Source organism: Enterovibrio coralii, assembly GCF_001559595.1.
GTDB classification, from domain to species: Bacteria; Pseudomonadota; Gammaproteobacteria; order Enterobacterales; family Vibrionaceae; genus Enterovibrio; species Enterovibrio coralii.
Genome location: NZ_LNTY01000016.1, coordinates 16,100 through 29,451 on the forward strand (window position 1 = coordinate 16,100; position 13,352 = coordinate 29,451).

The window sequence follows — 13,352 nt, forward strand, 5'->3', positions numbered from 1 at the left end:
TAGGTTATGGTATGAATCAAAGTATCTGATAGGACAGGGCGTTTCGGATCGGGTAGAATTGCGACGACTTTTTGAGTGGCAAGTGAGGCTATAGGATGAAGGATTTTCTCATTGCGCCGTCGATTCTCTCGGCGGATTTCGCACGTTTAGGTGAAGATGTTGAAAAAGTGCTGGCAGCGGGTGCTGACGTGGTGCATTTCGACGTGATGGACAACCATTACGTGCCAAACCTGACTTTTGGCGCACCTATCTGTAAAGCTCTTCGTGACTATGGCATTACTGCCCCAATCGACGTTCACCTGATGGTGAAACCTGTAGACCGCATCATCCCTGATTTCGCAAAAGCGGGTGCTAGTATGATCACCTTCCACGTGGAAGCAAGTGAACATGTGGATCGCTCTCTGCAACTTATCAAAGAACATGGTTGTCAGGCGGGTCTGGTATTTAACCCAGCGACACCGCTGCACCACCTTGACCACGTCATGGACAAAGTGGACATGATTTTGCTGATGTCGGTTAACCCAGGTTTCGGCGGTCAATCGTTCATTCCAGAAACACTGAATAAACTGCGTGAAGTGCGTCGTCGTATCGACGAGAGCGGTCGCAACATTCGTCTGGAAATCGACGGCGGTGTGAAAGTCGACAATATTCGTGAAATTGCAGAAGCGGGCGCGGACATGTTCGTGGCAGGCTCAGCGATTTTCGGTCAGCCGGATTACAAAGCGGTAATCGATGAAATGCGTGCAGAACTGAGCAATGTAGGAAAATAAGCTGTGACGGTAAATTTCGACACAATCAAATACGTGGCGTTTGACCTTGACGGTACGCTGGTAGATAGCGTGCCAGATCTGGCAGAAGGCATTCGCATGGCACTGGCTGATGTGAATTTGCACACAGTGACGGACGACGAAGTGCGTAACTGGATTGGTAACGGCGCAGAGATCATGCTTAAGCGCGCCCTGAGCCAAAGCGTCACTATCAACCCTGATCTTGACGAAGCACTGTACCTGCAAGTGCGTGAGCGTTTTGACTTCCACTACGCGAACAACGGCCACGGTAAAACCATCGTGTACCCAGGCGTAAAAGAAACGCTGACTGAGCTGAAAAACGCGGGTTACACCCTGGGTATTGTGACCAACAAACCGTATCAGTTCGTTCCTGAGATTCTGGCGGATTTGGACTTAGCGCAGTACTTCACTGACGTGATTGGTGGTGATTCTCTGCCTACCAACAAACCGGACCCAGAAGGCCTTTTCAGCCTTCGTGACAAGCACGGCCTTGGCGATGACAACATGCTGATGGTCGGCGACTCGAAAAACGATATCCTTGCCGCAAAAAATGCAGGCTTTGCCTCTGTTGGCCTGACTTACGGGTACAACTATGGAGAGCCAATCAGCGACAGCGCACCTGAGTTCGTTGCTGAGCACTTCAATCAGCTATTAACGGTTCTCAGCACCGTAAAAACAGCGTAAATTAAGATATTCAAATTAACAGCCGATGCGTGGTTGCATCGGCTGTCTCTACTGATAGGAACAGAAAGACCATGAGCAATCCTTCGACCAAACCCATTGTACTTAGCGGTGTTCAGCCTTCAGGCGAACTCAGTATCGGCAACTACATTGGTGCTTTGCGTCAGTGGGAACAAATGCAAGATGACTACGATTGCCAGTACTGCATCGTAGACTTGCACGCGATCACCGTGCGTCAAGATGCGGAAAAACTGCGTCAGGCGACACTGGACTCGCTGGCTCTGTGTCTGGCTGTTGGCGTGACCCCAGAAAAAAGTAACCTGTTCATCCAGTCTCACGTGCCAGAGCACGCGCAACTGGGCTGGGTTCTGAACTGCTACGCGCAGATGGGCGAATTGAACCGTATGACACAGTTCAAGGACAAGTCTGCACGCCACGCTGAAAACATCAACGCGGGTCTGTTTGGCTACCCAGTGCTGATGGCTGCGGACATCCTACTATACCAAGCAAACCAAGTGCCTGTCGGTAACGATCAGAAACAGCACCTTGAGCTTGCTCGTGATATCGCGCACCGTTTCAACAACCTGTATGGCGACGTGTTCACTGTGCCAGAACCGTACATCCCACAAGTGGGTGCACGTGTGATGAGCCTGCAAGATCCGACCAAGAAAATGTCGAAGTCGGATGACAACCGTAACAACGTGATTGGCCTGCTAGAAGACCCGAAATCTATCGCGAAGAAAATCAAACGCGCAGTGACGGACTCTGAAGAGCCACCACGCGTTGCGTTCGACATTGAAACCAAACCGGGCGTTGCAAACCTGATGGGTCTGCTGTCTGTGGCAACAGGTAAATCGTTCGCAGAGATTGAAGCGGAATACGTTGGCAAGATGTACGGTCACCTGAAAACGGACACCGCTGACGCTGTGGTCGCAATGCTGGAACCAGTACAAACCCGCTACAAGCAGTTCCGTGAAGATCGCGCTTACCTAGATTCAGTCATGAAGACAGGTGCAGAAAACGCGTCTGCACGCGCGGCAGAAACGCTGAAGAAAGTCTACGAAGCAGTGGGTTTTGTGGCGCGTCCATAATCTCTCACTGACCAATAAAAAGCAGCGACTCTTCGCTGCTTTTTTTATGCCCGCCATTTTCTCGTTACGAACTCATGTTCCCTTAACCTGTTGAAAGTGTAAGCCCCTCCTCAAATTCCTTAGACAGTCTTTGTCTTGATACAAAGACTTGAGAGATTCATCACTTAAATGACATCTGTGGCTGATAAACCATTTGCGGTGTTTATGACTTCACACGCAAAAAAGGACAGCTAATGAAGATCTCAACATGGAGCCCGTTGGCTCTGGCGTTAAGTGCCGCGTTTCCGGCAAGCGCGGACATTCTCATCACTGAATATGTCGAAGGCTCGAGTAACAATAAAACCATCGAGTTAACCAACACCGGAAGCACTGACGCTTCCCTGACCGGATTACGCCTAAGAATTGCGTCAAACGGTAGCACCTCCTTCGGCAGTACAGTCAACCTGAGCGGTTCGCTGGCGGCGGGGGCGAGCTACGTGGTAGCCAACAGCAGTGCAAGCAGCGAGGTGTTGGATGTCGCGCAGCAAACATCCGGCGCAATCAACTTTAACGGTAATGATGTTGTCGCGCTGGTCGATGACAATGACAACGTACTCGATGGCATTGGGCAGCTTGGCAATGGCGACACCTTTGGTGCCAATGTAACCCTTCGCCGACTCGATGGCAGTGCCGCGCGTACCGACCTGTCTACCTCGTTTACCCCGTCCGATGAATGGCAATCTTTTGCGTCAAATACCTTTGATGGACTGGGCTGTAGCGGTGTCGAAGCGTGTGATGGCGGCGGTGGCGGTAACACCTTCAGTTGTGAGGGGGAAACCTTAACGCCAACCTATGCGATTCAAGGCAGTGGCGACAGAAGTCCATTGGTGCCAGACGGCAGCTTTGAGGCAGAAGGCACGTACTATGTGGAAGGCGTGGTCACGGCTGTCACGACAAGTCTCTATAAAGCTTCTGGCTGCAAGATGCGACGGGGGACGGGGATACAGCCACCTCCGATGGCCTGTTTATCTTTACTGGCACCGCGCCAACGGGCATTGAATCAGGCATGCAAGTGTGTGTAGCGGGGACAGTTAAAGAGTTCTTTAACCTGACGGAACTTGATGCATCCGACAAGATGTGGGAAGTGCAGGGAACCGTTGATGAACTGCCTGCGACAGACATTGAAGTGGCAGAAAATGAAACGCTGGATGACGCGCTTGAGCGTTATGAAGGCATGAAAGTGCGCCTGACCCAAGACAGCGAACTGGTTGTCACCCGCAACTTCGGCTTCGACTTTGATGCATTCCGTAACAATATGGTGTTGTCTCATCAAGCACCAAACTTCAAGCCTACGCAGCTCTATATCGCGGGCTCGGAAGACGCGGCCACACTCGCCGCTGCCAATGACGCGAACCAACTCTTTATCGAAACTGACCAAAAGGCGCCAGACGGTGTGGTGCCTTACTTCCCAGGATTGGATGCGGAGCAAGGCTACATTCGCATTGGCGATACGGTGACAAACCTTGAAGGGGTGCTGGGGTACAGCTTCAGCGACTATCGACTGGTCGTTACCAACGAGGTGGTGGCGAGTGACTTTGTGCGCGACAGCGATCGTACCGCTGCCCCTGAGGCCTTTGCTGATACCAATATCAAGGTCGCTAGCTTTAACGTACTGAACTACTTCACCAGTGCCAGCACCATTGGCGGCGATCTTAATGTCACTTGTGACGACCAAGCGGATGCCGATGCGTCTCGGGGCTGTAATCGAGGCACCAAAGACGCCGCAGAATTTGCATTACAACAGGCGAAAATCGTCAATGCGCTGACGGCCATGGATGCCGATATCGTTGGCCTCATGGAAATTGAGAACAATGGCTTTGGCGGCAATGGCGCGCTCTCGAATCTGGTGACAGAGCTTAATGCCCAGTTCCCTGATGAAGCCGATCACTATGCGTACGTGGTACCGGTAGAAGGTGATTTGACCGAAGGGGCTTACCTTGGCAGCGATGCGATCCAAGTGGCGTTGATTTACCGCCCGGCGGTGGTGTCACTGGTTGGTGATGCCGCAGTAGTGCGTATGCCCGAGCAGCATATTTCAGGTGAGAACCCAGACGGTGAGACCCGTCAGCTGGACAAATTCCAGCGTGACAGTCTGCTTCAGAGCTTTTGGGTTATGGGTGACCAAAAGCTCTCAGTGGCGGTCAGTCACTTCAAATCGAAGGGTTCTGGATGTTATGAAGACTGGATTGCTGGGGAGTTTGAGGACGATCCGGCGGATCTCCAAGGGCGATGTAATGCGTTCCGTGTCTCCGCAGCAGAGACCTTGGGCAAAGCATTGGAAACCCTTGATGGTGACATCATTGCCTTGGGTGACTTTAATGCCTACGGGCAGGAAGACCCAATGCGCGTGATGACCGATTACGATGCTGCATCGGCAGAGCGGAAGATTGTCACCGCGGCGGGCACCTCCATCGCGGGTGTGACGCTTGATGACACCGCACGTGAAGTGGGTGATGGCTTTGGTTATATCAACCTTGCCGACTATGCCTTGGGCGATGATGCCTTCTCCTACACCTTTGACGGAGAACTTGGCAGTCTCGACCATGCGGTGGGTAACACCAGTGTGGTCGACAAAGTGGTAGGGGTCGAAGATTGGCACATTAACTCTGTCGAGAGCACCTTGTTCCAGTATTCAGGCCGCTTTACCGGTGATTTGGTGAAATCCACCAATCCTTACTCGTCATCTGATCATGATCCTGTGATTGTCAGCCTCAAATACGAAGAGCAAGTACAGAGCTTCAAGCTTCGCTTCAAGAACAAGAGCTTTTTCTGGGTTCAGCCAGCAGTGAATGGTGAGATTGACAGCAACCGACCTTGGCTGCGTTGGAAGAGCAATCGTAAGTACACGGAAAACAGTGCGTATCTGCAAGACCTGGGCGTAGGCTACGGGGACTCGGTCAGTCTGAGCGTTCGCCTGTGGGGAATTTTCGATATTCCATGTGGAACGGCAGAGATTGACGACAAAACCGTCGCGGTATTTAAAGGCTTCCGCTGTAAGATAAAATAGCCAGCAATGGATAAGACAAAGGCTCCCTCGGGAGCCTTTTTTTGTGCTGTTTTAATGGGTTGCCTTGAGATTATTTACTACGCTTTAAGATATGTCTCATTAGGTGAGCACCAATGTCACCCATTGGAATGGTGTCCCTGATGTTTCTTTCATCCCTAATTGGAAAGATGCATGTCAGTCATTGAATCACTGTCGCTGTTTATATTGCCGCCACTGAATGATCAGCCGGTGCTTACTGGCATGTATGAACCTTGGTTTCTGCTGCTGGCCGTCATCGCGACGTTCACGCTTGTGTCTTTGTCTTTCATTCATCGCCCGCTGAAAGAGGGCAGAAAAGGCGTCTGGAAAAACACACCTATTCCAGTGAATGCGCTGACACTCACATCTGGCCTCATCTTGCTGCCTGTCGCCAATGTGCTGGCAAACTCGGCATTTCGTGAAGTCGGTTTCTCTCCGACGGTATTGCTATTGGCGGTTGTTCCGGGGGCGATTGCCGTGCTGTTTGCGTTGAAGCTCGTTACCGCCAGCACCAACTCGCCCGTCAAGATTGCCGCTTCCGCATTTATTGTGACCATTACGCTTTCACTGCAAACTTTGCTGACGTACGCCTGTGTCAATGGGGTGGCGGTATCCCAGTTTGATTTTTCTAGTGCAGTATTGATGACGGTTGGGGCCGGTTTCTTGGTAATGTTGGGCCTATGGATCCGCTTTTCGCCAAAAACAGAAGGGCGGTGGGATTTGAACGTCTCGCGTTCGCTGACGGCAGGCGCAGTGCTGACCATCGCAATTTTGATTGTGGCGTTGCTCTCACGCGGCACGTTGGTGTTGTCTGTGCAACCTGCGAGGGTGGATGGCATGCCGCTGTTGGGACGCGACATGCTGATCATTTTGGCCTTTAGCTTCTTGCTTGCCGGCATTGCGAGCCCGCTGGTGACGGCCTATTACCGCACCCGCGTCAGAGAGCATGACTTGCTTAAAAAAGGCAAAGAGCTCGAAGGCGTGATGCAAACCATTACCGATGCAGTGATTGCGATTGACCAAAATGGCACCATCACCTTTTTCAATCAGTCAGCCGAACGCATATTTGGCTGGTACGCGTCAGAAGTGGTCGGAAACAACGTCAGAGTACTAGTGACCGACGAGCATCAGCACCGCCACGATTCCTATATCCACAACTACATTGAAAAACGCGACTCCTCGGTGGTGGGTTCGGTACGTGAGGTCACGGCGAAGCGAAAAGACGGCAGCTTGCTGCCTGTGCGTTTGGCGATTGGCCATCAAGCGCTTCCGGGTAAACACGAGTTTGTCGCGGTGATTTCCGACATTTCTGAGCAGCGTCATCTCGCTTGGGCACTTCGTGAGAATGCCAAGCAATACCGCTCCTTGATTGCCAACTTGCCCTGCATGGCGTTTAGGGAGATGACGGGTGCTGCCAGACACATGGTGTACATCAGTGATGCGGCCAAATCCATCACTGGCTACAGCGCATCGGTGCTGACTGGGGAAAACGGGGTCTCCCATTTTGTCGACAGGATAAGACCAAGCGATGCCAACAACTACCGCCGCGCCCGCGAGTTGGCATCCAGACGAAACGGTAAGTACGACTGTGAATACCGGTTCACGACCCGTGATGAGCAAGAGAAGTGTTTCTGGGAAATCGGCCATAGCTACCGCGCGGAAGACGGCAGTACTTGGATTGACGGTGTCATCATCGACATCACTGAAAAGCGCGAGGCCGAAGAAGAGTTTGAAGAGAAGATGCGGCTGGCTGAAAAGGCATCCCAGTCGAAAGCCTCGTTTCTTGCCAATATGAGCTATGAATTCCGCTCGCCAATGAACTCCATTCTCGGCCTGACCAATGTGTTGATTGATGCGGAGAAGAACCCGTCTCACCGCCACCATCTCGAGGTGATCAAAGAATCCGGTGAGAGCTTGATGAAACTCATCAACGACATTCTTGATACCTCGAAGCTGGAAAGCCAATCATTGCCACTCGACATGGCCGAGTTTTCGCTCGCGCAGCTCTGTCGGCAAATCGAGTTTATCGCCCGAGAAACAGTGAGAGCCAGAGAGTTACATGTCACCTTGCATTACAGCGAGTCGCTGGGCGATTTGTATGTCGGTGATGCCCGCCGTGTGAAGCAACTTTTGCAAAACATGATGCGAAGCGCGTTGACCAAAACCGAAGAAGGGCATGTGGCACTGCATGTGCTGCCGGTCAACGACATGATCCGCTTTACGGTTGCCACCTATCCGTCGTGCTCGCAAAAACGCGCTCAGAACGAAGTCGACAACACAGGGCAAACCTTGTCAGCCACGCTTATCACTCAGCTGGTGGAGTTGATGCGCGGCAACCTATGGTTTGATGGTGAGACGGCGAATAACTCCTTGGTGTATGCCGATTTGCCGCTCATTCAGTCCCAAGGCGTGTCAGCATCAGCCAACGAGCAAATTCATCACTATGCGTTGCCGCCGATTGAAGTGCTGGTTATCGATGATGTGCAGCGCAACCAACAAGAGCTTCGAGATATCTCGCTCAGACAAGGGGTAAAAGTGCTGACGTTCACCGACATGGTGTCAGCCGAAGACGTGATCAAAACCCAGCCCGTCGATGTGGTGATGTTGGATGCTTACCTCAATGAAGAGTTTCCCGACCCGAAAACCTTGAAGCAATGGGCAAAGCAATGGGCGAAAGAGCCGCCTAAGGTGATCGCCCTGACGCTCACGGTCGACCCAACCCCAGAAAGTGAATGGCTGGAACTCGGGTTTGACGGCGTAATCACTAAGCCGTTCGAGAGTGCCCAAGTGTTTGAAGCCTTGAAGCATTGCATGGGTGTGCATGAGGAAACCAGCAATGTTATGCCGATAAAAGCGGTGAAGAACGATGACGAATTACTGCTCTTTGACGATAACGTGGCGTATCGCCGTTGGCCAACCTCAGAAATTTTGCTGAGCGTGGTGCGAAACTTCTTCGTCAATTACAAGAAGCTGCCGTCTGCAACCTTGCGGCAGTTAGCGGAATCCCCTGATGGCGCAATCGAATATCTCGGCAAAGCGGGTGAGTCTGCGCACTATCTTGGCTTCGCCAAACTGGAGAGTGACATTTACCGCATCAAACAAAGCCTTAAAAACGGCGACAGGCTGTCCGCGGAAAACCGACTGAAAGAGTTAGGGTCGACGTTGACGGCCACCATCGATCAGGCACTTGCCTATTTAGGGGTGCGCATTGATGAGTTGGAGAATGACGACAAGTCAGTCGCAATGAATGCCGAGCAGTTTGCCCGTTCCGCAGAAGTGTTTGCGTCCAAACTCTCTGAAGGGCAGTTGGATGAGCAAATGTATAAATCGCTCATTCCTCTTATGACTGGGCTGATTGCCCCCGCGGTGCTCGCGCAATTCGTCGAGGCCATTGAAAACTTTGAATTGGATGAAGCCTATCAACTGTTCTTGGCGGCCGTTGAACAGTTCCCATCATCAGAAAATACAGGAGTGACAGGCTATGGCGTATAAAGTACTGGTGGTGGATGACGAGCCCAGCAACCTGCATGTGATGCGAACGATTCTTCAGGACCAATACACCTTGGTGTTTGCCAAAAGCGGTGAACGCGCCATTGAACTGACCATGCAGCAACGTCCCGATCTTATCCTGCTCGACATCATGATGCCGGGCATGAACGGCTATGAGGTGTGTCGTCAGCTCAAACAAGAACGGACGTTGAGCCATATTCCTATCGTGATCGTGTCAGCACTCGACGAATACCAAAGTGAAGTGGAAGGTCTGAAAGCGGGTGCGGCAGATTTTTTGATAAAACCTGTGTCACCTGAATTGGTAAAAAGCCGCGTGGCGAACTTGCTCGGTGAAGCGCGTGCAGCGACCATGCGTGAAAACTACCAGATGGTGATGAACCAAGTGGCAGCGGTCGCGGCTCTTCACAACAACGACGTCGAGATTGCTGCGCCGCGTATCGCCAAATTGTGCGAGTGGTTGTCGCTCAAATACGGACTGACCAAAGCCAAGGCAGAAGACATCAGCCTTGCGTATCCGCTCTGTTCTCTGGGTGAGCTTTGGAATGACGAAGGCAATAACACCACAGCAGAGAGCCGAAGCCTGCTATTGCTTTCAGAAGCCACGAAGGGGTTTGCCTGTGTGGCAGCGACCTTGCTGACTTACAAGAATACCCGTTGGGACGGCTCCGGTTTTCCGGAAATTGAAGGCGACAAAATTCCCGAAGAGTGCCGGGTCGTGACGGTGGCGGAAAGGCTGGACGCCGAAATCGAGCAATTGAATGGCAATGTGGACAGCAAAGTCCAAGCGGCGATCCAAAACATTGCTGCTGACGCAGGGACGCTGGTCGACCCGCGACTGATTCATCTGCTGGATGAAAACAGTGAAGAATTGGCGGGTCTCTACGCCCAGTGGTTATCTGAGCCATGGCCCACCCCCATCTTGCCTATTAACGAATTCTGAAGCCGGGACCGTGCAGCAAATGATGGGCTGTGATAGCATTTGCGCCCAGTCTCGCTGATGTAATGCGAGCAGGACGTGATGGGATCCATTTGTGCTGTTAATTATTGATAACTACGACTCTTTTACTTACAACCTGTACCAGTATTTCTGCCAGTTAGGTGTAACGGTTGAAGTTCATCGTAATGATGCGATCTCATTGGCGGACATCGAAGCCATGGCACCAAGCCATCTTGTCATCTCTCCGGGTCCTTGTACGCCGGACGATGCCGGTATCTCTCTCGACGCCATCAAACACTTTGCCGGAAAATTGCCTATTTTGGGCGTGTGTCTCGGCCATCAAGCATGGCGCAGGTATTCGGTGCCAACGTGGTGCGGGCAAAACAAGTGATGCACGGCAAAACCAGTCCTGTCAGACACAAAGATATCGGAGTGTTTCACGAGCTCAATAACCCGCTGACGGTAACGCGTTATCATTCTTTGGTGGTGGAAGCGTCTTCCTTGCCGGATTGCTTTGAAGTGACCGCGTGGACGGAGAAAGACGGTGAGTTCGATGAAATCATGGGTATTCGCCACCGCACATTGCCGCTTGAAGGCGTCCAATTTCACCCAGAAAGCATTCTGACCGAACAGGGTCATCAACTGTTGGCGAACTTCCTCGCGCGATAAATCCAGTCTTATCTTTCCTTCGAACACGCTGATTTTCTGATCTGGCGGGTCGATCTGTATCACCAATTTTACATTTTAGTTTCACCCTATTCTGCGCGTGAACAGTGAAACCTTATTCACTTTTAAATTGCCTCTCTTCCTTTATTTCCCAATAGGAAAGACACTATTACCACTTGTTGTATTAATAACTTGGGCCAAATTGCGCATAACTATGGCATCAAGGTGAATTTCTCCAAGTTTACAGTTTAGGGTTAGAAAATTATCTGCTATTGAGTTGGTTAAGAAAATGTAAATACTATGCTTAAAGCAGAATCGACAGAAGGATATGAGCGATGACGGCTAATTTTAAAGTAGAACGTAAGCTGTTCGATGATGTGATGGTGCCATGCTATGCACCGATGGAAATGATCCCGGATAAAGGCAAGGGTTCTCGCATTTGGGATCAGGACGGCAACGAGTACATCGATTTTGCTGGCGGGATTGCGGTGAGCTGTCTTGGCCATTGTCATCCTGTGATGGTAGACGCGCTAAAAGCGCAGGCCGAGAAACTGTGGCACCTCAGCAATGTCATGACCAACGCGCCCGCGTTGCGCCTTGCGAAGAAGCTGACAGAAGTGAGCTTCGCCGAACGTGTGTTCTTCGCGAACTCTGGTGCTGAGGCAAACGAAGCTGCACTGAAATTGGCGCGTCGTTGGGCAGTGGACGTGCATGGTCCAGAGAAAAGCGAAATCATCGCCTTTACCCAAGGCTTCCACGGCCGAACTTTCTTTACGGTCACCGTGGGTGGTCAAGCGGCATACTCGGATGGCTTCGGGCCAAAACCGGGTGATGTGACGCACTTGCCCTACAACGACCTTGATGCGCTCGCGGCGGCGATGTCTGACAAAACCTGCGCCATCATGATGGAGCCATTGCAAGGTGAGGGCGGCGTGGTTTCGCCGGACGCGACTTTCTTGCAAGGCGTCAGAGAGCTGTGTGACAAGCACAACGCGCTGCTGATCTTTGATGAAGTCCAAACCGGTAACGGCCGTACAGGTACGTTTTACGCTTACCAACAAACTGGTGTGACGCCAGATATCCTCAGCACCGCGAAATCGCTGGGCGGTGGTTTCCCAATCGGTGCCATGCTGACCACGGAAAAACTCGCTGCGCACATGAAAGTGGGGACGCACGGCTCAACTTATGGCGGTAACCCGCTGGCGTGTGCAGTGGCAGAAGCTGTGGTGGAAGAAATCAGCAAACCTGAGGTGTTGGCAGGCGTGAAAGAGCGCGAAGGCTGGTTCCGTGAAGGGCTGGAAGCACTGAACGCTAAATACAATCTGTTTGCCGACATCCGTGGTCAAGGTTTGCTGATTGGTGCAGAGCTTAATGACGAATGGAAAGGCCGTGCACGCGATGTATTGGTCGCTGCCGGTGAAGAAGGCCTCTTGGTACTGGTTGCCGGTGCTAACGTGGTCAGAATGACCCCATCGCTGGTTATCACCAAAGAAGAAGTACAAGAAGGATTGGCGCGTTTGGATCGCGCACTGTCCAAGCTGGTGGCGTAATACGCCGCCCTTAGATTTATGCAGCAGGAGGGAGTGAGATGCTGGTAATTCGCCCTATCAGGGAGTCAGATTTTGATGCATTGATGTTGTGTGCTGAAGAATCAGGACATGGCTTCACATCGTTGCCGGTCGACGAAACCTTAATTCGTGGCCGTATTGACCATTCATTGGTGAGCTTTGCGCGTGATGCGCAATCGCCCGGCACGGAAGGTTATTTAATGGTGGCGGAGGACACTGAAACGGGTGAAATTGCAGGTACGACGGGGATAGAAGCAGCCATTGGTCTCGACAACCCGTTTTATAGCTACCACATCAGCAAAGTGGTGCACCACTCTCGCCGTCTCAACGTGCACAACGTGGTCGAGGTGCTGACCTTTGGTAATAACTACACCGGTGCCACCGAGATTTGTACCTTGTTCCTGCGCCCTGAGTTTCGCGGCGGCTTGAACGGCAAACTGTTGTCGAAATGCCGCTTCCTGATGCTGGCACAATTCCCAGAAAAATTCTCAGACGTCATTTTCGCGGAAATGCGCGGTGTGTCTGACGAAGACGGTAACTCACCATTCTGGGCATGGCTCAAAGAGCACTTCTTTTCTATCGACTTTACCCTTGCCGATTACCTCACGGGCACGGGTCAGAAAGGCTTTATTGCCGATTTGATGCCAAAACTGCCTATCTACGTGAGCCTCTTGAGCGATGAAGCCAAGGAAGTCATTGGGCAAGTGCATGAGAAGACCCGTCCAGCACTTCGTATGTTGGAAAAAGAAGGGTTTTCCTGCCGCGGTTATGTCGACATTTTTGATGCCGGCCCGACCGTCGAATGTCTGCGCCAGAACATCGATTCTATTCGTCGCTCGTTCACTGCAAGGGTCAAGATTGCCGAGCACACCAGTGCACAGGACTATCTAATTTCTAATAGTGATTTCCAAAACTTCCGTGCAACGGCTGCCAAGATAGGCGTAGATGCTGAGCGCAACAAAGCACTTATCAGTCAGGAAGTGGCCGACGCCCTTCAGGTCAGTAACGGCGACACCGTTCGCTTGGTTTCCCTTTAAGAGGTAGGAA

At 51.8% G+C, this 13,352-nt stretch carries 9 protein-coding genes and 1 pseudogene; all 10 read left to right on the plus strand.

Annotation, left to right across the window (positions count from 1 at the left end):
* The first annotated feature begins 95 nt into the window (after window positions 1-95).
* The 10 genes and pseudogenes from rpe to astA all read left to right on the plus strand — a co-directional run bounded on the left by rpe (window position 96) and on the right by astA (window position 13,342).
* The gene (gene rpe, locus ATN88_RS04985) at window positions 96-770 is read left to right on the plus strand and encodes a ribulose-phosphate 3-epimerase (protein ID WP_067412316.1); all 675 of its coding nucleotides are present in this window, start codon (window positions 96-98) and stop codon (window positions 768-770) included.
* 3 nt (window positions 771-773) lie between these two features.
* The gene (locus ATN88_RS04990; protein ID WP_067412319.1) at window positions 774-1,472 is read left to right on the plus strand and encodes a phosphoglycolate phosphatase; all 699 of its coding nucleotides are present in this window, start codon (window positions 774-776) and stop codon (window positions 1,470-1,472) included.
* Window positions 1,473-1,543: 71 nt separating this feature from the next.
* The gene (trpS, locus tag ATN88_RS04995; RefSeq protein WP_067412322.1) at window positions 1,544-2,560 is read left to right on the plus strand and encodes a tryptophan--tRNA ligase; all 1,017 of its coding nucleotides are present in this window, start codon (window positions 1,544-1,546) and stop codon (window positions 2,558-2,560) included.
* Between the two features lie 233 nt (window positions 2,561-2,793).
* On the plus strand, window positions 2,794-3,621 hold the full coding sequence (locus ATN88_RS26785) for a lamin tail domain-containing protein (RefSeq protein ID WP_232312817.1): 828 nt from the start codon (window positions 2,794-2,796) through the stop codon (window positions 3,619-3,621).
* A complete protein-coding gene (locus ATN88_RS05000) occupies window positions 3,567-5,606 on the plus strand; it encodes an ExeM/NucH family extracellular endonuclease (protein WP_232312821.1) in 2,040 nt (679 codons plus the stop codon). The genes ATN88_RS26785 and ATN88_RS05000 overlap by 55 nt, the downstream gene beginning before the upstream one ends.
* Window positions 5,607-5,777: 171 nt before the next feature.
* Complete coding sequence (locus ATN88_RS05005) at window positions 5,778-9,116, plus strand: PAS domain S-box protein (RefSeq protein WP_067412325.1); 3,339 nt, start codon at window positions 5,778-5,780, stop codon at window positions 9,114-9,116.
* Window positions 9,106-10,074: a response regulator gene (locus ATN88_RS05010; protein ID WP_067412328.1), complete on the plus strand. Its 969-nt coding sequence runs from the start codon at window positions 9,106-9,108 to the stop codon at window positions 10,072-10,074. The genes ATN88_RS05005 and ATN88_RS05010 overlap by 11 nt, the downstream gene beginning before the upstream one ends.
* A gap of 91 nt (window positions 10,075-10,165) precedes the next feature.
* Window positions 10,166-10,740, plus strand: a pseudogene (locus tag ATN88_RS05015) (aminodeoxychorismate/anthranilate synthase component II).
* Window positions 10,741-11,072: 332 nt separating this feature from the next.
* The gene (locus ATN88_RS05020) at window positions 11,073-12,287 is read left to right on the plus strand and encodes an aspartate aminotransferase family protein (RefSeq protein ID WP_067412331.1); all 1,215 of its coding nucleotides are present in this window, start codon (window positions 11,073-11,075) and stop codon (window positions 12,285-12,287) included.
* Between the two features lie 38 nt (window positions 12,288-12,325).
* A complete protein-coding gene (gene astA, locus ATN88_RS05025) occupies window positions 12,326-13,342 on the plus strand; it encodes an arginine N-succinyltransferase (protein WP_067412335.1) in 1,017 nt (338 codons plus the stop codon).
* The last annotated feature ends 10 nt before the right edge of the window (window positions 13,343-13,352 follow it).